Origin of the sequence: Sporosarcina sp. FSL W7-1283, from assembly GCF_038003105.1 — a bacterium.
In the GTDB taxonomy this organism is placed as follows: Bacteria; Bacillota; Bacilli; order Bacillales_A; family Planococcaceae; genus Sporosarcina; species Sporosarcina newyorkensis.
On sequence record NZ_JBBOOL010000001.1, the window covers coordinates 583,290 to 607,255 of the forward strand.

20 protein-coding genes are annotated in these 23,966 nt (G+C 46.6%); 19 read left to right on the plus strand and 1 reads right to left on the minus strand.

Going from position 1 to position 23,966, the window contains the following annotated elements; genetic code table 11:
* The first annotated feature begins 34 nt into the window (after positions 1-34).
* Genes MKY93_RS02795 through MKY93_RS02840 form a run of 10 tightly spaced genes read left to right on the plus strand, consistent with a single transcriptional unit; the run spans position 35 to position 8,290 of the window.
* Positions 35-1,021 (plus strand): ABC transporter substrate-binding protein, encoded by a 987-nt coding sequence (locus tag MKY93_RS02795; RefSeq protein WP_040758522.1) that lies wholly within the window; start codon positions 35-37, stop codon positions 1,019-1,021.
* Entirely contained in the window at positions 1,014-2,006 is a 993-nt protein-coding gene (locus tag MKY93_RS02800; RefSeq protein WP_009766252.1) for a FecCD family ABC transporter permease, read from the plus strand. Before MKY93_RS02795 ends, MKY93_RS02800 begins: the two co-directional genes overlap by 8 nt.
* A 1-nt stretch (position 2,007) precedes the next feature.
* Positions 2,008-3,480 carry an adenosylcobinamide amidohydrolase gene (locus tag MKY93_RS02805; protein ID WP_340758187.1) on the plus strand — a complete coding sequence of 491 codons (1,473 nt, stop codon included), beginning with the start codon at positions 2,008-2,010 and terminating at the stop codon, positions 3,478-3,480.
* The gene (cbiB, locus tag MKY93_RS02810) at positions 3,480-4,442 is read left to right on the plus strand and encodes an adenosylcobinamide-phosphate synthase CbiB (protein ID WP_340760893.1); all 963 of its coding nucleotides are present in this window, start codon (positions 3,480-3,482) and stop codon (positions 4,440-4,442) included. Before MKY93_RS02805 ends, cbiB begins: the two co-directional genes overlap by 1 nt.
* The gene (gene cobD, locus MKY93_RS02815) at positions 4,429-5,502 is read left to right on the plus strand and encodes a threonine-phosphate decarboxylase CobD (protein ID WP_340758188.1); all 1,074 of its coding nucleotides are present in this window, start codon (positions 4,429-4,431) and stop codon (positions 5,500-5,502) included. Before cbiB ends, cobD begins: the two co-directional genes overlap by 14 nt.
* Entirely contained in the window at positions 5,484-6,056 is a 573-nt protein-coding gene (locus MKY93_RS02820) for a bifunctional adenosylcobinamide kinase/adenosylcobinamide-phosphate guanylyltransferase (protein WP_340758189.1), read from the plus strand. Before cobD ends, MKY93_RS02820 begins: the two co-directional genes overlap by 19 nt.
* Positions 6,053-6,817, plus strand: a complete 765-nt coding sequence (gene cobS / locus MKY93_RS02825) for an adenosylcobinamide-GDP ribazoletransferase (RefSeq protein WP_078817387.1) — start codon at positions 6,053-6,055, stop codon at positions 6,815-6,817. The genes MKY93_RS02820 and cobS overlap by 4 nt, the downstream gene beginning before the upstream one ends.
* Positions 6,778-7,371 (plus strand): histidine phosphatase family protein, encoded by a 594-nt coding sequence (locus MKY93_RS02830; protein ID WP_340758190.1) that lies wholly within the window; start codon positions 6,778-6,780, stop codon positions 7,369-7,371. Before cobS ends, MKY93_RS02830 begins: the two co-directional genes overlap by 40 nt.
* Positions 7,323-7,712: a bifunctional adenosylcobinamide kinase/adenosylcobinamide-phosphate guanylyltransferase gene (locus MKY93_RS02835; protein WP_340758191.1), complete on the plus strand. Its 390-nt coding sequence runs from the start codon at positions 7,323-7,325 to the stop codon at positions 7,710-7,712. Before MKY93_RS02830 ends, MKY93_RS02835 begins: the two co-directional genes overlap by 49 nt.
* Positions 7,709-8,290 carry a cob(I)yrinic acid a,c-diamide adenosyltransferase gene (locus MKY93_RS02840; protein WP_009766244.1) on the plus strand — a complete coding sequence of 194 codons (582 nt, stop codon included), beginning with the start codon at positions 7,709-7,711 and terminating at the stop codon, positions 8,288-8,290. The genes MKY93_RS02835 and MKY93_RS02840 overlap by 4 nt, the downstream gene beginning before the upstream one ends.
* A 106-nt stretch (positions 8,291-8,396) precedes the next feature.
* Here MKY93_RS02840 and MKY93_RS02845 read toward each other — a convergent pair whose 3' ends face one another.
* Positions 8,397-9,596, minus strand: coding sequence for an iron-containing alcohol dehydrogenase (locus MKY93_RS02845; RefSeq protein ID WP_078817385.1), 1,200 nt, complete (start codon positions 9,594-9,596; stop codon positions 8,397-8,399).
* Positions 9,597-9,870: 274 nt separating this feature from the next.
* Between MKY93_RS02845 and MKY93_RS02850 the strand changes: the two genes are divergently transcribed.
* The 9 genes from MKY93_RS02850 (at position 9,871) to MKY93_RS02890 (ending at position 23,919) form a co-directional block, all read left to right on the plus strand.
* A complete protein-coding gene (locus MKY93_RS02850) occupies positions 9,871-12,072 on the plus strand; it encodes a (Fe-S)-binding protein (RefSeq protein ID WP_009766241.1) in 2,202 nt (733 codons plus the stop codon).
* Between the two features lie 176 nt (positions 12,073-12,248).
* Positions 12,249-13,442 (plus strand): acetyl-CoA C-acetyltransferase, encoded by a 1,194-nt coding sequence (locus MKY93_RS02855; RefSeq protein ID WP_078817384.1) that lies wholly within the window; start codon positions 12,249-12,251, stop codon positions 13,440-13,442.
* Positions 13,443-13,461: 19 nt separating this feature from the next.
* On the plus strand, positions 13,462-14,310 hold the full coding sequence (locus MKY93_RS02860) for a 3-hydroxybutyryl-CoA dehydrogenase (RefSeq protein ID WP_009766239.1): 849 nt from the start codon (positions 13,462-13,464) through the stop codon (positions 14,308-14,310).
* 138 nt (positions 14,311-14,448) lie between these two features.
* Complete coding sequence (locus MKY93_RS02865; RefSeq protein ID WP_078817383.1) at positions 14,449-15,585, plus strand: acyl-CoA dehydrogenase; 1,137 nt, start codon at positions 14,449-14,451, stop codon at positions 15,583-15,585.
* 381 nt (positions 15,586-15,966) lie between these two features.
* Positions 15,967-17,106: an acyl-CoA dehydrogenase gene (locus MKY93_RS02870; RefSeq protein WP_340758192.1), complete on the plus strand. Its 1,140-nt coding sequence runs from the start codon at positions 15,967-15,969 to the stop codon at positions 17,104-17,106.
* A gap of 23 nt (positions 17,107-17,129) precedes the next feature.
* Positions 17,130-17,747 (plus strand): TetR/AcrR family transcriptional regulator, encoded by a 618-nt coding sequence (locus MKY93_RS02875; protein WP_340758193.1) that lies wholly within the window; start codon positions 17,130-17,132, stop codon positions 17,745-17,747.
* Positions 17,748-17,812: 65 nt separating this feature from the next.
* Positions 17,813-21,070 (plus strand): fused isobutyryl-CoA mutase/GTPase IcmF, encoded by a 3,258-nt coding sequence (icmF, locus tag MKY93_RS02880; protein WP_078817381.1) that lies wholly within the window; start codon positions 17,813-17,815, stop codon positions 21,068-21,070.
* A 508-nt stretch (positions 21,071-21,578) separates the two neighbouring features.
* Positions 21,579-22,148, plus strand: a complete 570-nt coding sequence (rpoE, locus tag MKY93_RS02885; RefSeq protein ID WP_009766233.1) for a DNA-directed RNA polymerase subunit delta — start codon at positions 21,579-21,581, stop codon at positions 22,146-22,148.
* 172 nt (positions 22,149-22,320) lie between these two features.
* Complete coding sequence (locus MKY93_RS02890; protein ID WP_340758194.1) at positions 22,321-23,919, plus strand: CTP synthase; 1,599 nt, start codon at positions 22,321-22,323, stop codon at positions 23,917-23,919.
* Positions 23,920-23,966 lie beyond the last annotated feature (47 nt).

The following is a 23,966-nucleotide window of genomic DNA, read 5'->3' on the forward strand; positions in this document are numbered from 1 at the left end:
GTAATAAGTAATGAACGCAAAGGGAGGAAATCACATGAAGAAGTTTTGGCAGCTGTTGCTGACAGCGATGCTGGCAGTCCTTGTGCTTGCAGCATGCGGTAACGACAGCAAGAAAGAAGAAACACCAGTCGATTCTGATCAACCAGCAGAAACGGAACAGGAAGAACAAGCAGGAGGAAATTCTTCCAGCTATCCATATACAATCAATGATGCAGTCGGAGAAGATATCACATTTGAAAAAGCTCCGGAAACTGTCATCTCGTTAATTCCAAGCAATACAGAAATTTTATTTGGCATCGATGCAGGTGATAAAGTGATCGCTGTCACGGAAAACGATGATTTTCCAGAAGAAGTGAAAGATCTCGATAAAGTCGGAGATTATAACGTCAACGTGGAAAAAGTTATTTCATTGAAACCAGATGTCGTTTTCGCGCATGATATGATGTTAGGCTCTGGTGAAGAAGGCTTGAACCAAATTCGCGACGCGGGCATCCAGGTAGTCGTTATACCGACTGCAGAAACATTCGAAGAAACATATGAAACGATTAAAATCTTCGGCGAAATCATGGATAAAAATGAGGAAGCTAATAAGATCGTAGAAGATATGAAAGCAAAGGTTGAAGATATCAAAGCGAAAGCAGCGGATATCACAGACAAGAAAACGGTGTTAGTGGAAAACTCAGATGCACCAGAAATTTATGCGCCTGGTAAAAACACATTCCCGCAGCAGTTCTTGGACATAATCAATGCAGAAAACATCATCACAGAAGAAGGATGGGTGATGATCAGTCCTGAAACGATCGTCGATGAAAGTCCGGACGTCATTCTTGTGTCCTACAGCTATGTGCCGGATGTTGTTGAAAACATTAAGAAGCGTGACGGTTTCGATACGGTCACTGCAGTGAAAGAAGATCAAGTCATTCAAGTGGATGAAAATATCACAAGCCGGACAGGTCCGCGTTTAGCGGACGGATTGGAAGCTTATGCAAAAGCGATCTATCCAGAGGTGTTTGGTGAGTAAAACGGCTATCGCCTATACTGTGTCAATTGCCACGCTACTTGTGGCAATTTGGCTCGGTGTATCGATCGGCACAGTGAAGATACCGATTGAGACGCTATGGAACGATGCAGATGCAACTGCGAGCAATATTCTTTGGAAAATCCGCATGCCGCGTGTGCTGCTGGCTGGAATTGTCGGCGCATCTCTTGCAATTTCAGGCGCTGCTTTCCAAGGATTGTTGAAAAATCCATTAGCAGATCCATACACCCTCGGAGTGTCATCCGGTGCCTCTGTAGGCGCTGTGATTACACTCTTTTTTGGTATCTCCCTGCCGTTCTTAGGCGCCTTTACCTTACCCGTCTTCAGTATGGTCGGGGCAGCTGCGACGATGTTCTTGGTCATCGGCTTTGCCCGTCTGGTCGATCGGTCAATGAAAATGGAAACGATCATTTTAACAGGTATTATTTTTGGTTCGTTTTTAGGTTCTGTTTTATCCTTGATGATTGCGTTAACACAAGAAGAGCTGCGCCAAATCATTGGCTGGCTGCTCGGTAGTGTCTCCATGCGCGGTTGGAAATATATCACGATGGTGTTACCGTTTTTCATCATTGGTTCATTCATTCTTTGGCTTAATCGCAGGGAACTGAACGCCATGCTATTTGGTGAAGAGCGTGCACATCATTTAGGAGTCAATGTGAAACGCCGTAAAATGATGATTTTGATCGGCGGCTCTGTACTGACAGGCTCTGCGGTTGCAGTTTCCGGGACCATCGGCTTTGTCGGCTTGGTTGTTCCGCATATGACGCGCTTGATGTGGGGGTCGGATCATCGGCATGTCTTGCCGTTGTCCTTATTTAACGGAGCTTCCTTATTGATTATTTGTGATTTAGTGGCGCGGACGATTATTTCGCCGGCTGAACTGCCTGTTGGTGTCATTACGGCATTTATCGGGGCTCCAGTCTTTGCCTACATCTTTTACAAGCAACGCAGAAAAGGAGCGATGTGACATGCTGCAGGTAGATGAAGTGTCAGGAGGATACGGTAAGGAACCGGTTGTACGGGGGGTGTCATTCCACGTAGAAAAAGGAGAGGTCCTTGGAATTTTAGGACCGAATGGCAGTGGGAAATCCACGCTGTTGAAAATTATTTCAGGCATTTTACCGAAGCAAGGCGGAAAGGTCACGATTGATGGAAAATCCGCTTCCGCTTATACACAGAAACAATTTGCACGAAAAGTGGCAGTGTTGCCGCAGCTTCATGCCCATGCATTTTCCCATACGGTGAAGGATACCGTCGGGCTCGGGAGATATCCACATCAGACCGGGCTGTTCTCCAGTTGGTCCGATCAGGACGAACGTGCAGTACAGGAAGCGATGAACTATACAGGTATCACGCGCTATGAAGATACGCCGATTGAGTTATTGTCGGGAGGCGAGCAACAGCGTGTATTTGTTGCCCAAGCGCTCGCCCAGGAAGCACCGATTTTATTGCTCGATGAACCGACGAATCATCTGGATATTGCGCATCAGCAACAATTGCTCGATACCATTCGCAATCAAGCGCATCAAAAGGGCATCACCGTTGTTTCTGTATTCCACGATATTAACTTAGCGGCGCTTTATTGTGATCGATTGCTGTTAATGAAGAATGGTGAAGTGGCAGCAATCGGAACACCGCAGGAAGTTGTACTTGAACAGGAAATTCGCTCGGTTTATGAGGCACGCGTCAAAACACAGCCTCACCCAGAAATGCCGAAACCGCAAATGACGCTATTGCCGGATTTGAAAGAAGAAACAGAGCAGTTCCGGATCATGAAAGAAGATGTGAAAATTCGTGAAGATCATGTGGTTTTGCAGGCGAAACAGCCACTTAAGACAATTTCATCCGCTGTCCACAATGCGGGCGTGGGCTGGTATCGAACCTTTATTAACCGTGGGGTGCGGCACGATTATCACTGCGATGATGTACAAAGTGAGCTGGCGGATTACTTGTTGTCATATGATTATCAGCTGACGGATACGGTCGCGATGATGACGGCCGTCAGCCCGGAGTATGTCAACGTGCAGGAGTTCAAAGCGGAGTTCGGATCGATCGTGATTGCGGTGACAGTAGGAATCGGCAATGCGGTGGATGTTTCGAAAGCTTGGCAACGCGAAGAGTTGCCGTATATTGGCACAATCAATACATGGATTTTCATTAATGGCTTACTGTCAGAAGAAGCATTCGTTCAAGCGATGATTACAGCAACCGAAGCCAAAACGAAAGCTTTACAGGACGAAGAAGTCATCGATCCCGCATCAAAGACGATTGCAACAGGCACTTCAACAGACAGTTTGTTGATCGCGTCGACACAGCAAGGGGCTTCGCTTCCTTACGCTGGGCCGATTACGCAGCTTGGGAAATTGATTGGCCGTGGTGTTTATGAATGCACTGTACACGCGATTCATTCGTACCGACAAGCGAAGGATGAAGCAGAATGATTCCTGCACATTTTATTGCGATTGCCATTGGCATAGTACTTGACCGAATCATCGGTGATCCTCCTAATTGGCCGCATCCAGTGAAGTGGATCGGCACGTCGATACATAATTTGACGAAGCTGCTGAATAAAGGGAAACTGCGTACGATGAAAGGTGCATTGCTCTGGCTGATCATTTGCGGAGTGACTTTTCTTTTGGTCATTTGGCTTGTCAGCTTTGCGTATCGCCTTCATTTACTTGCAGGAATTGCGGTGGAAGGAATTCTGGTTGCAGCGGGACTTGCGCAAAAGAGTTTGCGGGACGCAGCTCTGCTAGTCTATGAACCATTGCAGTCAGGAGAAATGAAAGAAGCGCGTGAAAAACTCAGCTGGATAGTCGGGCGAGATACGGATAAGTTAAATGCCGGTGAAATTTCACGTGCAACGATCGAAACGGTATCAGAAAACACATCAGACGGCATTACGGCTCCGTTATTTTGGGCGTTCTTGCTCGGAGCACCGGGTCTTTGGCTATACAAGGCGGTCAATACGCTCGATTCAATGGTCGGTTATAAAGATGATCGCTATCTGCAATTCGGTAAAGTGTCGGCGCGAATGGACGATTTGTTCAATGTCATACCATCGCGGATTACGGGCTTGCTGATTGTTTTATTCACTTCGAATGAAGGCGGCTTATCGCTCGGTAAACGTTTTAGAGGATGGTTGAGTGATGCCAAGCGTCACCCGAGTCCGAACAGTGGATATTTGGAAGCCGCAACAGCTTGGCAACTGAATATTCAGCTAGGGGGTAAAAATACATACCGCGGCGTGACTTCGGAACGCGCGAAGATGGGACCGCTCAAGGATCTCGTTCCGACATCTGCTTCCCATATCCGCTCTTCCATTAACCAAATGCACGTCGTTTCATGGATCTTCTGGTTCCTATTCACAGCGATTGGAGTGTTGATGTATGCAATTGCCTGAACATGGCGCGAATAGCTCAAGATTGTACGAGGTGTTTGGTTTGTCCGTGCCGGATGAAGTATTGGATTTTAGCGAGAACTGTAATCCAGCAGGGCCGCCTGCATTGATCGTGGAAGCATGGCCGTATTTAATAACGAAATTAATGAATTACCCCGATCCGGATGGTCAACCATTCAAGGCGGCTGCTGCTCAATTTCACGGCGTCAGCGAACGGCAAGTGCTTGTGGGCAACGGTGCAGCAGAATTATTGTCCTTGCTTGCCGGGCGTTACCGCGGGAAACGAGTAGTGCTGATTGACCCTGCGTTTTCCGAATACCGCGCTACATTGGAAGCAAATGGAGCGGAAGTTGTATCGGTTCAGGCGAGTGAGGAAGAAGATTTCACATTGCCCATTGCAGAAATTGAAAAGGCTTTGCCTGGTGCAGCGGCCATATATTTATGCACGCCGAATAATCCAACAGGTATTTTGCCGTCCGTTGATGAATTGCTGGCAGTTATCATTACAGCCAAGTCGAGCGGAACGGAAGTGGTGCTGGATGAAGCATTTATTGATTTTGTTGATGAAAACTATTCATTTATTCAGCATCTCGAAGCATATCCTCACGTGATTGTTGTGCGCTCTATGACTAAAATGTATGCCATACCTGGAATTCGACTGGGGTATATGGTAGCCCATCCTGAAATTATTGCGGATGTGAAACGGCAGGCTCCTCATTGGAATGTGAATGGATTGGCTGCTGAAATTGGGGTGCTATGTTTGCAAGAAGCATCATATCGTGAGCAAGCGATTCAATATGCGGAAGCGGAACGTTTGAAAATGGTGAGATTCCTGCGTGCACATGATTGCAAAGTGATTGATTCGGCAGCGAATTACCTGCTGTTCAAACCGCAACGAGATGCGAGAGAGTTGTATCGAAATTTATTGGAACAAGGCATGGTTCTTCGTCACACAGAGAACTTTCACGGGTTGGAAGGAAAATGGTTGCGGGTTGGCATGAAATCAGAAACGATGATGGAACGGCTGCGGGAGGCGATGACAAAATGGCTCAAGGCACAGTAACCTTCATTAGCGGCGGTGCCCGCAGCGGGAAAAGCGCATATGCTGAACGACTGCTCGTTGCACAGGCGACAGGGCGACTTGTCTACATTGCGTCTGGCGTGGCATTTGATCATGAAATGGAAGAACGGATCGCCAAACATCAGCATGACCGGAAAGACCATGCCTGGCTAACGATTGAACAGCCGGTGGATCTTCACCAAGTAGTTCCTCTTTTACAACAGGGCGATTTCGTGTTGTGGGATTGCCTGACAACATGGTTGACGAATGAAATGTATAAGGGGATTGAAGACGGTGCGCCATGTTGGAAACGTCCGGATTGTCTAGATCAGAAAAGGTGTGAACTGTTACACACCATCGAGCAAATTAGAGAGATTGCCGCCCATCTCGTCATTGTTTCCAATGAAGTGCTCGATGAATGGCCGCATTATGATGAAGAAACAGAATTTTATCGGAACACAATCGGCACGACGCACCAGCAAATCGTTCAGTGCGCGAACGCGGTAATAGAAATGGATCACGGATTACCTGTCGTTTGGAAGGGTGACGTTCGATGAGTAGCATTTTATTGGCACTCCAATTTTTTACTTCATTGCCTGTCAGGAAAGAATTGCCACTCGGAAAGAACGAAGTGTCCGGCATGTATATCGCCTTGCCGCTCATTGGCGGGGGAATCGGTTTGCTGCTTGCGGGAACAGCAATGGTCTTCAGTGATTTCAATAGTTTCCTAGCCGCGATGCTCATACTGATTGCAGGAATCATCGCAACAGGCGGGCTGCATGTGGACGGCTTCGCAGATCTCGGAGATGCCTTCTTTTCCTATCAAGACCGTGAAAAACGACTGACGATCATGGAAGACCCCCGACTCGGCGCATTTGGCACCCTTTCGCTGCTTGTCTTGCTTGGATTAAAGGTTGGACTGTTCATGGAAATTTTGGGAATGAAACATGGCTGGGTCTTGCTTGTTGCGGTGCCGATCTTGTCTCGAGCGGCAATGGTCTTCTATTTCGTAACGACAGAAACAGCGAAGCAAAGCGGCCTGGCGTACTTTTTTAAACAGCATTTCCTGCGGAAGCGTATGGTGGCAGCAGCGGCTGCTGTCAGTCTTCTAACTGCAGTAGGGGTAGGATTGCTGTACAGTTCATTGGGCATCATCGTCGTCGCGTTGCTGACACTAATCATAGCTGTTTTGTTTTATCGAAGTTGGACCGTCAAACATTTTGGCGGTGTGACAGGAGATCTATGCGGCGCGTTCATTGAAGGAATGGAGGTGCTTTTATGGCTCGTCCTTATCGTTTATTTATCATTCGGCATTTGAAAACAGCTGCCAATGAAAAACGACAATATTGCGGATGGACGGATGTTGAGTTGGCTTGTGCTGAAGGAGTCCCCGTTGAATTTTCGAACAGTGTTGACCAAGTGTATGGAAGTGATCTGCAAAGAACACGTCAAACGGCAGCGATCTATTTTCCTGAAGCTGCCTATCATGAGGATTCACGTTGGCGAGAGTGCCACTTTGGAGATTTTGAAGGTAAAACCTATGAACAATTAAAGGACGACACCGATTACCGCAGCTGGTTGGAAGCACCGTGGCAAGTGGCTCCGCGTAATGGAGAAACTTTGCTGCAAGTGAAAACACGGGTCTTCGACGCCTTGTATGACTTGCCGAATGAAGCGGTCGTCGTGACACATGGCGGGGTGATTCGATTACTGTTGGAAGCATTCTCAACGGATTCACGTTCATTCTGGGAATGGCACGTAGGGAACGGTTCGGTTTGGCAATTCGAGTGGGAAAATGAGCAGCAATGGAAAGAAGGGAAGCCATGCACATCTTTATCGGTGGTGCCTATAACGGCAAAACAGAATATGTAAGGCGCTGGATTGGAGATCAACCATCGTTCTTCTGTACAATGGAAACAGCAGGTTCTGCAGCGCCTGGCGAACGGCTCGTCATCTCGGATCTACATGATTGGCTGCAATCTACATCATTAAGTGAGTCGGAATCGCTTCATGCAATTCGCGAAATCAGCTCGCCTGATACTGTGTTCATTTTAACCGAAGTGGGCCGCGGTATTGTCCCGCTCGAATCAGAACAACGTGACTTGCGTGATCGGTGCGGCCGGTTGTATCAGCAATTATTTGCAGAAGCAACAGACATCACACGGATTTGGTATGGTATTCCCCAAACTATCAAAAGGAGTGGACTGTTATGAAAATCTATACAAAAACAGGTGATAAAGGCACGACAAGTTTAATCGGAGGACGCGTTGCAAAGGATGATTTACGCGTAGAAGCATACGGAACAATTGATGAATTGAATTCGTTTATCGGAAAAGCAATGACTGAGTTGGAAGGCGATAAATTCTCAGATATTCTGACCGATTTGGAGACCATCCAAAATGAATTGTTCGACGGTGGCGGCGACTTGGCGAACGTCATGAAAGAGCGTCATTATAAGTTGGATGAAGCGCCGATCGCTGTGCTTGAAGAACGCATCGACAAGTTGATGGAAGAAGCACCGGAACTGGAACGTTTTATCCTGCCTGGCGGCTCGTCCGCGGCCGCTACATTGCACATAGCCCGCACGATCACTCGCCGCGCAGAGCGTGTGACGGTGACGCTGATGAACGCGGCAGACGACGTTTCCCCGATAGTTCAGCGCTACTTGAATCGATTATCCGACTACCTATTCGTAGCAGCCCGAATCGTCAACGCACGCCTTGGTATTTCCGACAACGAATACGTTCGCAGTGCGAAAGTATTCCGCACGAGTGAGAAGAAAGAAAAGTGAGCAATTAAAAACAGAGACTTGGTTTGCGTCGCGTCATCCCAAGTCTCTGTTTTTGACGTGCTGTGCGACTTTTCGCGCTCATACTCCTGTGTTCCGCGCTCATAACCTACTCCTTAATCAAATAATAAAGCTCCGTCAATTGCTTCCTATTCAAAATTTCCGGCACTGGATACAATGGATTGGCTTCCGCCGCGGCCCGTTTGACCATCAAAGGGATATCCTTCTCCGCAATACCACTCACCTTGTCCGGAATATTCAACGCACGATTCAACTTTTTGATCTCCTCAATGAACTTCTGCGCTTTCATTTGCTTCGGGTCGGTTGGCAACGTAATTCCGATAAGATCTGCAAGCTCAGATAGCGGTTGGTAGACACTCTTACCGTAATACTCCAAAACATATGGCAAGATGATCGCGTTGGCTTTTCCGTGGGGGACATTATAAAATCCGCCCAGCGTATGTGCTATCGCATGGGCATTGCCGACATACGCCCGAGTAAACGCCTTGCCTCCCAAGTAAGCCGCCTTTAGCATATTTGTGCGTGCTTCCAGATTTTTCCCATTGGAATACGCTTCGAATAAATTCTCGAAAACCAACTGAACAACCTCTCGGCTCCACTGCCACGTGTTTTTTGTATTGCTTTTTCCGATATATGCTTCTACCGCATGGGTCAACGCATCAATCCCGGTAGCCGCTGTAATCGCCGGCGGTAATTTAAGAGTGAGCAACGGATCAAGCACGGCATAGTGCGGGATCAGTGACGTATCCATGATTGCATATTTTTCATGCGTCTCACTATTCGTCACGACTGCAGCTAATGTTGCTTCGCTTCCGGTTCCCGCTGTAGTCGGCACTGCAATTAACGGAGGAATAGCTTTTTGTACGCGGAACATTCCCTTCAATTGAGGAATACTCTTATCCGGCCTCGCAATCCGAGCACCGACAGCCTTCGCGCAATCGATCGGTGAACCACCACCAAACGCAATCAATGCCTCACATTGATTCGCCACGTACAAGCTGCGAGCCTCTTCAATAGAATCAATCGTCGGATTCGGAACGGTGCGATCATAGACCAAATACTTGATTCCCAATGCATCCAGCGCACACAACATCCCATCCATCAACCGGAGCTTCGCGATTTCCCGATCTGTAATGACCAATACAATGCCGATCCCCAAATCCTTAATCTTCTGCGGCAACTGACCGAGACTGCCAGGTCCTTCCAACAGCTCCGGATCTCGCCAAGGCAAAAAATTCATCCCCAACTTAAATGTTCGCTGATACAAACGGGCATATAAATCGTACATTTAACCCACCCCTTTCAAATCTATTTCATGTATAATAAAAATAGTAGCATAGAGTCGGAATATTTACTGTAGTTAAATTGTTCAATTACTTTTAATGATTCACTTCGAATTTGGAGGCATTCCTCGCATATACAATTGACTATTCTAAAAATAAATTTTCGGAAAATGGTTGACTGAATGCTCATTCATAAATTACACTGTACATATATTAAATACTTGTAAGCGATTTCTCGTAAGGGGTCTTTGGGAGAGTCAGAGGAAGGGGAGAAAGAAAATGAATGTGTTACTCATCGCAAACTGGATATTGTTTTTAGCAGTAACCGTTTATGGTGTCGGGTTATTTCTCTATCTATTGAAAACCCGGTTCGAATTTATTCGACTAGGAAGAAAAGAAGAATTTGACCACAACGTCAAAGAACGTCTCAGAAAAATCTGGGTGTACGTATTTGGACAAAAGAAACTATTGAAAGATAAAAAGAGTGGGGCAATCCATGTCCTGTTTTTCTATGGATTCTTACTCGTTCAATTCGGCGCAATCGATTTAATATGGAAAGGATTAAAACCTGGATCACATTTGCCGTTAGGCCCATTGTATCCCGCGTTTACCTTCTTCCAGGAAATCGTCGTATTCTTAATTTTAGTTGCAGTCGTATGGGCATTCCATCGCCGTTATGTTGAGAAACTTGTCCGGTTGAAACGCGGTTGGAAATCAGGATTGGTCCTTATTTTCATTGGTTCATTGATGGTTTCTACGCTTGTAGCAAACGGAGCGAACATGATTTGGCACAATGAAGGTGCAACTTGGACAGAACCGATGGCCTCGCTTATAGCCATGGCGTTCAGCGGAGTTCCTGAAGGTGTAGCAATAGCTGTTTTCTTCATAGGCTGGTGGGTGCACTTACTGACATTGCTGACATTCTTGGTCTACGTGCCGCAATCGAAACACGCGCACTTGATCGCGGGTCCTGTAAACGTTTACTTCCATCGTCTCGACAATGCCGGCCACTTGAAGCCAATTGATTTTGCAGCGCTCGAGGAAATTGAAGATGAAGAGGACATGCCTCCACTTGGAGTAGGTAAGATCACAGACTTTACACAAGCTCAAATGATCGACTTCTACGCATGTGTAGAATGTGGACGCTGTACAAATATGTGTCCGGCAACGGGTACAGGGAAAATGTTGTCACCGATGGATTTGATTACGAAATTACGTGACCACTTGACGAATACAGGCGCTGTTATGACAAAGCAAAAGCCATGGGTGCCGCAACTGATGTTCACTCAGACAAAAGGTAATCAACTGGCACTCGCAGCGGGAGCGGAAGGTGTCTCCATCGATGAATTGTACAGTCCTTCATTGATTGGCGACGTCATTACAGAGGAAGAAATTTGGGCATGTACGACGTGCCGTAACTGTGAAGACCAATGCCCGGTTATGAACGAACACGTCGATAAAATCATCGACCTTCGCCGTTATCTTGTGATGACAGAAGGAAAGATGGATGCGGACGCTCAACGCGCGATGACCAACATCGAACGTCAAGGGAATCCGTGGGGCTTGAACCGTAAAGAGAAGGAGAACTGGAGAGATGCTCGTCCTGACTTGCACATCCCGACAGTGAAAGAAGCGAAAAAAGCAGGCGAGGACTTCGAATACTTGCTATGGGTCGGTTCGATGGGTGCATTTGATAACCGTTCGCAGAAAATCGCATTATCTTTCGCACATCTATTGAATGAAGCGGGCGTAAGCTTTGCGATTCTCGGCAACAAAGAGAAGAACTCAGGAGATACGCCACGCCGCTTAGGAAATGAATTTTTATTCCAGGAACTGGCGACTGCTAATATTGCAGAATTCGAGAAAGCAAACGTCTCGAAAATTGTCACGATCGATCCGCATGCATACAATATTTTTAAGAATGAGTATCCGGATTTCGGATTGCAAGCAATCGTTAAGCACCATACGGAATTATTGTATGAGTTGGTGATGGCGGGCAAATTAGTTCCGAAGCATGCAATCGATGAAACGATCACGTTCCATGACTCTTGTTATCTAGGACGCTACAACGATGTCTATGACCAGCCGCGGGAAATCCTTAAAGCAATTCCTGGAGTGCAATTGGTCGAAATGAAACGGAATCGTCAGGACGGCATGTGCTGTGGAGCAGGCGGCGGGATGATGTGGATGGAAGAAGATACAGGTCAGCGCGTCAACGTGGCGCGTACCGAGCAGGCGCTCGAAGTCAGCCCGGGAATCATTTCTTCTGGTTGTCCATATTGTTTGACGATGCTATCTGACGGAACAAAAGCTGTGGAAGTGGAAGAGCAAGTCGGCACATACGATATCGCGGAATTGCTGGAACGTTCGATTTTCGGTGAACAACAGTTAGAACCTGAAACAGCGGAGGAACTAGTTGAAGAACTAGAGTTGGAGACTGAAATGGCTGCAACGGTCGAAAAGGTGGATGAAACACCGTAAAACACGGATAGAATGTCAAATTAAAATATTGCGAATAACATGATAATACAGTACAATTAGAGTATCTAAAACGCAGACAAATTAGATAATAGATAAATCAGAGGGTCTTAGTACCCTCTTTTTATCGAGATCTAGTCGAGTGAGCGTTCAGTCAGTATAAAACGGGAGGGAATGGAATGACGAGAACTGTTATTTTACAAGGTGCAAGAACACCATTTGGGAAATTAGGGGGCGCGTTGCACTCGCGAACAGCCAGCGATCTAGGGGGAGTGGCGATCAAGGCTGCATTGGAGAAGTCAGGGGTTCAAGCCGACCAAGTCGATGAAGTGATCATGGGAACTGTATTGCAAGCAGGGCAAGGCCAGATACCTTCAAGACAGGCGGCGACAAAAGGTGGTATTCCTTATAATGTCAAGACGGAAACAATCAATAAAGTATGCGCTTCCGGAATGCGCAGTATTACGCTTGGCGATCAGTTGATTCGATTAGGGGAAGAAAACGTCATCGTAGCAGGCGGAATGGAATCGATGTCCAATGCTCCATATTATTTGCCGGGCGCTCGATCCGGTCTGAAGATGGGCAATGCGACGCTCGTCGATGGCATGATTTACGACGGACTATCCTGTGCGTTTTCACCCGACCGTGTTCATATGGGTACATACGGCAACAGCACAGCGAATGAATTTTCATTGAGCCGCGAAAAGCAAGATGAATGGTCATTAAGAAGCCATGAACGCGCGCTTGCTGCCATGGATAATGGATTTTTCAAAGAAGAAATCGTAACGGTCAGCATCCCGCAGCGTAAAGGCGAGCCACTTGTCGTTTTCGAAGACGAAGCACCGCGCAAAGGTAGTTCACTAGAATCATTGGCGAAACTGCGCCCGGCTTTCGATAAGGACGGTACGATTACAGCGGGTAACGCACCTGGCGTCAATGACGGAGCATGTGCAGTCGTGCTGATGAATGAAGACGAAGCGAAAAAACTAGGTAAAGAACCACTTGCCGTAATTCTAAGTCATGCGGAAGTTGCGATTGAGCCAGAGCGATTCCCTGAAACTCCAGGTCACGTCATCAAAGCGTTACTTGAGAAAACAGGGAAGTCATTAGAAGAAGTCGATTTATTCGAAATCAATGAAGCCTTTGCCGCAGTTGCACTTGTCAGTTCGCAAATTGCCGGATTGGATGAAGACAAAGTGAACGTCAATGGAGGCGCAGTCGCGCTTGGCCATCCGATCGGAGCGAGCGGAGCACGAGTCGTCCTAACACTTGCCAATGAACTAAAACGCCGCGGCGGTGGAATCGGCATTGCAGCGATTTGTTCAGGCGGCGGGCAAGGTGACGCGATCATGATCGAAGTACCGAAAAACTAATGGACAGGAGGCATTATAAATGACGATCCAGCAAGTATTTGTCATAGGGGCAGGCCAGATGGGCGGAGGCATCGCACAAGTTTGTGCTCAAGCAGGCTACCAAGTAACACTTCACGATCTCAATGAAGAATCCTACGAACGCGGTTTTCAAGTTATCACGAAAAACTTAACGCGCAACGTAGAAAAAGGCCGCATGACGGAGGAAGAGAAACAAGCAGTCCTCGGCCGTTTCACAAAATCACTAGATTTACAAAATGCTAAAAATGCAGACATCGTCATTGAAGCTGCTGTCGAAAATATGGAAGTGAAAACATCTATCTTTGCGGAGTTGGATAAAATCACCCCAGCTCATACGATTTTAGCCTCAAACACATCTTCCTTACCGATTACCGAAATCGGCGCAGCAACGAAGCGGCCTGAAAAAGTGATCGGCATGCACTTCATGAATCCGGTGCCTGTTATGCAGCTAGTGGAAATCATCCGCGGACTCGCAACAGACGATGAGGTTTACGAAGCAGTGGAAGAGATGACGAAGAAGCTGAAGAAAACTCCAGTCGAAGTAAATGACTACCCAGGCTTTGTCGCCAATCGCATATTAATGCCGATGATCAACGAAGCGATCTTCACACTGTATGAAGGTGTAGCGACAAAAGAAGCGATTGACGATGTCATGAAAATGGGAATGAATCATCCGATGGGACCCCTGCAATTAGCGGATTTCATTGGACTTGACACATGTCTATATATTATGGAAACCCTCTATGAAGGCTTCGGAGATTCAAAGTATCGTCCATGTCCGCTGCTACGTAAGTATGTTAAGGCAGGCTGGCACGGCAAGAAGACCGGACGCGGGTTTTATACTTATTAATGATGAAGTAAAGTTTTTCATGAGCAAAAAGTTCGCTTAGATTATTTCCGTGGAAAGCGTCTGCCTTCTACGGAAATCAACGATGGGTAATCAAACAAATGATTTATTAACTAATGCCGGAAGCAAGAGGTGAAGAAGATGGATTACAACTTATCAGAAGAACAACAAATGATGCGCCAAATGGTCCGTGATTTCGCAAAAAAGGAAATTGAACCTTGGATTCCACGGATGGAAGCGGGAGAATTTCCGCGCGAGCTGCTAGAAAAGATGGGTGAACTCGGTTTAATGGGGATAACGGCACCTGAAAAATATGGGGGGGCCGGAATGGACTTCCTGTCATATATCATCGCCATACATGAGCTATCTAAAGCAAGCGCTGTCATGGGGGTCATCTTGTCTGTTCATACTTCAGTGGGAATGAATCCCATCCTCTACTTCGGTAATGAAGAACAGAAAAATCGCTACTTGCCGAAAATGGCGTCAGGTCAATACTTAGGTGCGTTCTGTCTGACGGAAACCTCTTCGGGGTCCGACGCTGGATCGTTGAAAACCAAAGCGAAACGAGTAGATGATCACTATGTATTGAATGGATCTAAAATGTTTATCACAAACGGAGGAGAAGCAGATGTCTACATCGTTTTCGCCAATACAGCACCGGAAAAAGGAACGTACGGCATCTCGGCATTTATTGTAGATCAAGATACACCTGGACTTTCAATCGGCAAAGATGAAAAGAAAATGGGCTTGCATGGCTCGCGAACCGTAGCGCTCAACTTCGATAACATGAAAGTGCCGGCAGAAAATCGACTGGGAGCAGAAGGTGAGGGCTTCAAAATCGCCATGGCGAACCTGGATGTAGGCCGAATCGGCATCGCAGCCCAAGCACTGGGCATTGCTGAAGCCTCACTAGAAGCTGCGACTGCCTATGCAAAAGAACGGGAACAATTCGGCAAACCAATCGCTGCAAATCAAGGCGTAGGCTTCAAACTAGCCGACATGGCCACAGCTACGGAAGCAGCACGACTACTAGTCTACCGAGCAGCATGGCTACGGGCAGAAAACAAATCATGCGGCAAAGAAGCCTCCATGGCCAAACTCTTCGCCTCCCAAACAGCCGTAGACAACTCAATCGAAGCCGTCCAAATCTTTGGAGGCTACGGCTACACCGAAGACTATCCGGTAGAACGCTACTTTCGAGACGCCAAAGTATGTCAAATCTACGAAGGCACCAGCGAAATTCAAAGAGTAGTCATAGCCAAGCACTTAACAAATTAGATTTAGCGCGGTACGTCTGTTGAATGGTTCGTTGCACAACGGGTTACGCTCGTTTCACCGAACGATTGGCGCGTTTCGAGTCTAGAATAGTGCGTTTCTACAAAAGATACGCTCGTTCCGGGGTGAACTTGACTATCTTTATTACTTACCAGCTACAGTGAGCTTGCAAAGTATCTTAACATATATTTTTAGGGATTGTAGCGGAGGGCGGCGACTCCGGGAGGATCAGCGTGAGCCTTGAGACCCTGGACTGAGCGAAGCGAAGGAAGCGGCTCAAGCCACGCCCTACGGAAAGCGTCCGCCTGCAGCGCAAATCCCCGGACCACAAGCCATTGTTAACCAGAAAACAACTTTAAACAAACATAAAGGGTGGGAGAAAAAATGGATTTTAAACTATCAGAAGAACATGAAATGATCAGAAAAATGGTACGCGACTTTGCAGAAAAGGAAGTCGCGCCAACCGCAGCACAGCGCGACGAAGACGAAAGCTTCGACATGAACATATTTCACAAAATGGCTGAACTCGGACTAACGGGAATCCCGTGGCCTGAAGAATATGGCGGCATCGGCAGCGACTATCTGGCCTACGTTATCGCGGTCGAAGAACTCTCACGCGTTTGCGCATCCACAGGCGTTGTCCTGTCCGCACATACCTCACTGGCAGGATGGCCGCTATTCAAATACGGCAACGAAGAACAAAAACAAAAATACCTGCGTCCTCTTGCGGAAGGTAAGAAAGTCGGTGCATACTGTTTAACGGAAGCAGGATCCGGCTCAGACGCAGGCGGTATGAAAACAACAGCGAAACTAGATGGCGATGACTATGTACTGAATGGTTCGAAAATCTTCATCACCAATGGCGGCATCGCGGACACATATATCGTCTTTGCTGTAACGGACCCAGAATCAAAACATAAAGGGACGAGTGCATTTATTGTAGAAAGTTCATTTGAAGGATTCTCAGTAGGTAAGAAAGAGAAGAAAATGGGGATTCGTTCTTCACCTACTACAGAAGTCGTTTTGGATAACTGTCGTGTGCCGAAAGAGAACCTTCTCGGCGAAGAAGGCGACGGATTCATTATCGCAATGAAAACGCTCGATGGCGGACGAAATGGGATTGCATCACAAGCAGTCGGTATTGCGCAAGGCGCACTCGATGCAGCGGTGAATTACTCGAAAGAGCGTGTACAATTCGGAAAACCGATTGTTGCGAACCAAGGTGTCAGCTTCAAGCTGGCAGACATGGCGACTTCCATCGAAGCATCCCGTCTGTTGACGTATCAGGCAGCATGGCTGGAATCTAATGACCTGCCATACGGTAAGGCATCCGCCATGGCAAAATTAATGGCTGGGGATACAGCGATGAAAGTCACGACAGAAGCGGTTCAAGTATTCGGTGGCTATGGTTATACTAAAGACTACCCAGTGGAACGCTATATGCGTGACGCGAAGATCACTCAAATTTACGAAGGAACACAAGAAATTCAACGTCTCGTCATCTCTCGTATGCTGACAAAATAACAGAGGGGAAGGGAAGGGACCCAATGCCAAAACATGAAGTGAAATCTACCGTGAAAGACGAAGATTTGATTCAGAAACGACGCGAACAAATTAGCCAAGGCGCCGTGAAACTATTTATCGCGAAAGGGTTCCATCGAACGACAACGCGCGAAATCGCCAAGGAAGCTGGCTTCAGCATCGGTACGTTGTATGAGTATATTCGTACGAAAGAAGATGTCTTATATCTCGTTTGTGACCATATTTATCACGAAGTGAAGATCCGTCTTTCTGAATTGGATACGAATGACAACACGGTGGAAGGGTTGCGCATGGCGATAGCGAAGTACTATGAACTGATTGATGACATGTCCGATGAGTTTGTCGTTATGTATCAGGAATCGAAGTCCTTGCCAAGTGAAGCACTGCGTTATGTGCTGACGAAAGAACTTGAAATGGTGGAATTGTTTGAAATGATTGTACGACGCTGTATGGAAGCCGGCAATCTGCGTATCGGTCCTGAGGAAGTATCGCTCACTGCGCATCATATTCTTGTACAAGGCCAAATGTGGTCATTCCGAAGATGGGCGCTGCGCAACACTTATTCACTTGAACGGTATATTCAGATACAGACGGATCAAATCATTAATGGACTTGCGAAATAAATAAAAGGCTCCGCTGCGGATTTGTTCTGTGGCGGAAGTCATTGTTTAGGAAGGGCGGAGAGCAAATGGCAACTGAGGAAATTTACAAACCAAAGCACCATATCCGTTTTGTGACGGCATCCAGTTTATTTGACGGGCATGACGCATCAATCAATATCATGCGAAGAATTTTACAATCGACCGGAGCGGAAGTCATTCATCTTGGACATAACCGATCTGTCGAGGAAGTTGTAAACGCTGCCATTCAGGAAGACGTACAAGGCATTGCAATTTCTTCTTATCAAGGCGGGCATGTTGAGTATTTCAAATATATGTATGATCTGCTGAAAGAACGCGGTGCTTCTCATATCAAAATCTTCGGTGGTGGCGGAGGCGTCATTATTCCGAAAGAAATCAAAGAGCTGCATGAATATGGCATCCAGTGGATCTTCTCTCCGGAGGATGGGCGGAAAATGGGTCTTCAAGGAATGATCAACCGCATCATGGAGCTATCCGACTTCTCCACTACTCCCGAAAATGAAGAAGCCAATCTGGAAAAACTCACAGCAGAGACACCGGGAATCCTGGCTAATTTGATTACCTACGTTGAAGAAAAGCATTTGCATAAGGATAAGGCAGCTGAACAGTTGCTTGCGCATGCACGAAGTCTTTCCAAGCAGACGCCGGTACTCGGAATCACGGGCACTGGGGGGGCGGGAAAAAGTTCATTAACTGATGAATTGATTCGACGTTTCTTGCAAGAGTTTCCTGATAAACGTGTCGCCATTCTTTCCATCGATCCGACGAAGCAAAAAACAGGCGGTGCGTTGCTCGGTGACCGAATCCGTATGAACGCCATTTTCACTGACCGCGTCTATATGCGTAGTTTGGCAACGCGGGGTTCACGTTCGGAGTTGACGACTGCGATTCATGATGTGCTTGATGTGACGAAAGCGGCAGGCTACGACTTGATCATCGTTGAAACGAGCGGTATCGGGCAAGGTGACGCACAGATTACGGACATTTCCGATGTCTCGATGTATGTCATGACGAGTGAATTTGGCGCACCGACACAGCTTGAAAAGATTGATATGATCGACTTTGCAGATTTGATTGTCATCAATAAATTCGAACGTAAAGGCTCTGAAGATGCATTGAGCCAAGTCCGCAAGCAGTACCAACGCAGCCATCTGTTATTTGACGAAGAGTTGGAAAACATGCCGGTATTCGGTACGATCGCCAGCCAATTCAATGATAGAGGAACGAATATTCTGTTTGCAGCATTGGTCGAACAGTTGAATAAATCAGCTGGCCTCGACTGGACAACAAGTTACGCGGAATCTGTGACGAATCAAAAACAGACAGTCATCATCCCGCCTGACCGCAGTCATTATTTGCGTGAAATCGCCGCGACCGTTCGTAATTACCATGCGAAATCCAAACAGCAAGAAGAGCTTGCGCGCCGACTGTTCCAATTGGAAGGTGCAATTGAAGCTGTCAAGGAAGCTGATTCCAATGAAGCGCTCTTGAATTCATTGACTAGTTTAAAAGAAGGTATAGAAGAGCAGCTGACAGGTGAATCAAAGCGCACGTTGAAGAACTGGCAGTCTTTGAGAGAGTCGTATAAACAAGACGAATATGTCGTCAAGATCCGAGATAAAGAGATTAGGACTGCACTCAATACGGTCAGTCTATCCGGGCTGAAAATACCGAAAGTGGTCTTGCCACAGTATAAAGACTATGGAGAAATCTTACGCTGGGTCTACAGTGAAAACGTGCCGGGCTCATTCCCTTACACGGGCGGCGTTTTCCCATTCAAACGTGAAGGTGAAGATCCGAAGCGCCAATTTGCGGGTGAAGGGACACCGGAGCGTACGAACCGCAGATTTCATTATGTATCGAAAGACGATGACGCGAAACGCTTATCAACGGCATTCGACTCCGTCACGCTTTACGGAGAAGATCCAGATGAACGTCCGGATATTTATGGTAAAGTCGGCGAATCGGGCGTTAGTATTTGTACACTTGAAGATATGAAAAAACTCTATGCCGGATTTGATCTTTGTGCACCGTCCACTTCGGTCTCGATGACGATCAACGGTCCTGCACCGATCATCTTGGCAATGTTCATGAATGCTGCTGTCGATCAGCAAGTACGGAAGAAAGAACAAGAGCTCGGTCGTCCGCTGACTGTCGAGGAATTCACCGATGTACGTGAAATGACATTCCAAACGGTACGCGGCACAGTGCAGGCGGACATCCTGAAAGAAGACCAAGGTCAAAACACCTGTATTTTCTCTACGGAATTTGCATTGCGACTGATGGGCGATATCCAGCAGTATTTTATTGATAAAAAAGTTCGTAACTATTATTCTGTTTCGATTTCAGGCTACCATATCGCGGAAGCAGGCTCGAATCCGATTTCCCAGCTGGCCTTCACATTGGCTAACGGCTTCACGTACGTCGAATATTACTTGAGCCGCGGAATGAATATTGATGATTTTGCACCGAATCTGTCGTTTTTCTTCTCGAATGGGCTAGATCCGGAATATACGGTGATTGGACGTGTCGCTCGTCGCATTTGGGCTGTTACGATGCGCGATAAATACGGCGCCAATGAACGCAGCCAAAAGTTGAAGTACCATATCCAGACTTCGGGCCGCAGTTTGCACGCGCAGGAAATCGACTTCAACGATATCCGCACGACATTGCAGGCATTGATGGCTTTGCAGGATAACTGTAACTCGCTGCATACGAATGCGTACGACGAAGCGATCACGACACCGACGGAAGAGTCTGTACGCCGTGCGATGGCGATTCAGATGATTATCACCAAAGAGCATGGATTGTCGAAAAATGAAAATCCTCTGCAAGGAGCATTCGTCATCGAGGAGCTGACAAGCTTAGTAGAAGAAGCGGTACTTCAAGAATTCGATCGTCTGAATGACCGCGGGGGCGTACTGGGCTCGATGGAAACACAGTATCAGCGAGGTAAAATCCAGGAAGAATCGATGTACTACGAAATGAAAAAACATTCAGGTGAGCTGCCGATCATCGGCGTCAATACGTACTTGAACCCGAATCCGCCATCTGAAGAAGATATCGACAATATGGAACTGGCACGCGCAACAAAGGAAGAGAAAGAAGCGCAAATCCGCAACTTGCGGGCTTTCCAGTCGGCGCACGCAGAAGAAGCTGAACAGGCACTGCGGAATCTTCAACAAACAGCTGTTTCAGGAGGCAATGTCTTCGCGGAATTGATGAAAACCGTACAAGTCGCAAGCTTAGGTCAAATCACCAACGCTTTATATGAAGTAGGCGGCCAGTACCGAAGAAATATGTAATTACCCCGAGAAAGCTGCGTGAATCACGCAGCTTTTTTGAGATTGCAGGGTGGAGTGTGAAACGGCGCTCATAAGGTTTTGCTCCGCGCTCATAAAACTACTCGTAGCGCTCATAAAGTCCCGTTTCACGCTCGTAAAGCCACTCGCCACGCTCATAGGACCTTGTTCTGCGCTCATAAACAACCCTACATACAAAATCACTTCACATCAAAGTGGATAAACTGGTAATTTTATCTGTATAATGAAAAGAACGAATAGAAAGGGATGTGTTGAAGGTGAGATGGTATTATCATTTGATCATAATTGTGCTTCTATTTCTTCTCACATTCATCTTTTATAGCAGCGGTCTAGGAGTAATACCCTTCGCCTTCACAGCCATCTACCTAGGGTGTCTGACTATCAAAGAATACAGAAACGTAAAGAGAAGCAAAAGAATGTAGCATATTGGAACACAAACTGTATATAATGTAAACTATGCTTATGTGTTGAAGAAAGGACGTGCCATACATTGAATATCCATGAAATGACAAAAGAACAATTAGCAGAAGAGTCGTTCATTAATATTACTTTCCAAATCCTTACTGAACGACGTGAATCTCTTACCCTACAGCAACTGATGGACGAAATTCAAAAACTTACGGGTGTTTCCGACAAAGACCTAAAAGAACGCCTCGTTCAATTCTATACAGATCTGAACATTGATGGCAGATTCCTGGCTATCCAAGACAACCGCTGGGGCTTACGCGAATGGTATCCAGTCGACCAAATCGAAGAAGAAACAGCACCTGTCGTAAAAGTCCGCAAAAAGAAAAAGAAGAAAAAGGACTACGATGACGAAGAAGAGATTGAAGAAGATGACGAGGACGAAGAACTCTTCGATGAAGAATATGTAGAACTCGGCGAAGAAGACGAGGAAGACGTGGACGACGAAGAGGAAGACGAGGAAGTTATCGAAATCGAAGAAGACCTGATTGATCCGGATGACGACTTGGAAGTAATTCCTGATGAAGAAATCGACCTTGATGAAGAAGATGAAGAGGACGATGAAGAAGAGGAAGACTTCGAGGAAGAAGAATAACAAGACTTGACTTTTGGCGCCTGAAAATATAAGATTTGTATGGGCTCCTGAAAAGGACACATGAATTCGTGTATACGCGCTCCTTATTGTAGTTATGCTACAACTGGGGCGCTTTTTTGATTTTTCATCTTAGCCTTCGAGCATGTAAAAAGAACAAATGGAGGAACCACACATGACAAAATATATTTTTATTACGGGCGGCGTTGTCTCGTCCTTAGGTAAAGGAATCAACGCTGCATCACTCGGGAGATTGCTGAAAAATCGCGGTTTGAAAGTAACCAATCAAAAATTCGACCCATACATCAATATCGATCCGCGCATGATGAGTCCATACCAGCACGGTGAAGTGTTCGTAACGGAAGATGGCGCGGAAACGGATCTCGATATCGGACATTACGAGCGTTTTATCGACATTAAATGCAATCGCTACTCCAACGTCACTATGGGGAAAGTCTATGACCTAGTCTTACGAAAAGAGCGCAGCGGTGAATATAAAGGAGCTACTGTACAAGTAATTCCACATATTACAAATGAAATTAAAGAACTCGTTAAACGTGCAGGCGAAACGTTGAACGCTGACGTAGTCATCACGGAAATCGGGGGAAGTGTCGGCGATATCGAATCCTTGCCTTACTTGGAAGCAATCCGCCAGCTGAAGACAGATTTAGGCAAAGACGACGTCATGTACATCCATAACACATTAATTCCATACCTCCATGCAGCAGGCGAAATGAAAACAAAACCAACTCAGCACAGCGTTAAGGAACTGAGAAGTCTTGGGATCCAGCCGAATATGATTGTGGTGCGCAGTGAGTATCCTGTACCGCAAGAAATGAAAGATAAAATTGCGTTATTCTGTAACATCAAGCCAGAAGAAGTGATCGAAGCACTGGACGCAGAAACATTGTATGAAGTGCCGCTTCGTTTGCACGAACAACATATGGACCAAATTGTTGTCGATTTCCTTGGATTGGAAACACCACAGCCAGAGTTGGCAGAAGTTGAAGAACTTGTGAAGTTGGTTAAATCACTGAAAGAAAAAGTGAAAATCGGTCTTGTCGGAAAGTATGTAGAGCTACAAGATGCGTATATTTCTGCTGTTGAAGCTATGCGTCACGCAGGTTATGCCTTCGATACAGATGTGGAGATCAAGTGGATTAATTCCGAAGAAGTCACTGTAGAGAATGTTGAAGAATTCCTTGGAGATGTCGATGGAATTCTTGTTCCAGGTGGTTTCGGAGATCGCGGAATCGATGGGAAGATCGAAGCGATCACATATGCACGCGAACATAAAGTTCCGTTTTTTGGAATCAGTTTAGGTTTGCAACTAGCAGCAACCGATATCGCGCGAAACGTTCTTGGCTTGAAAAATGCTCATTCCTTGGAGTTTGACGCAAATACAGAACACCAAATTACGACATTCCATCCGGATTGCCGTACGGCGGATGAAGCAGACAGCACATTGCGTCTTGGCGCATACCCATGTAAACTTTCAGAAAATACGAAAGCGTACACTGCATATGGTGAAGAACTTGTTTATGAACGCCACCGTCACCGTTATGAAATTAATTTAGCTTATCGTGCGCAGTTGGAAGAAGCTGGTTTTATCGTTTCTGGTATCAGCCCGGACGGCCGCTTGATCGAAATTATGGAACTGCAAGAGCACCCATTCTTCGTAGGCTGCCAATTCCATCCGGAGTTTGCATCCCGTCCGACACGCCCACAACCATTGTTCCGCGAATTTATCCGCGCTGCATTGGATCATCGTTAAAAAGGAAAAAGCCGACAGGATCCTATAGAATTCTGTTGGCTTTTTCA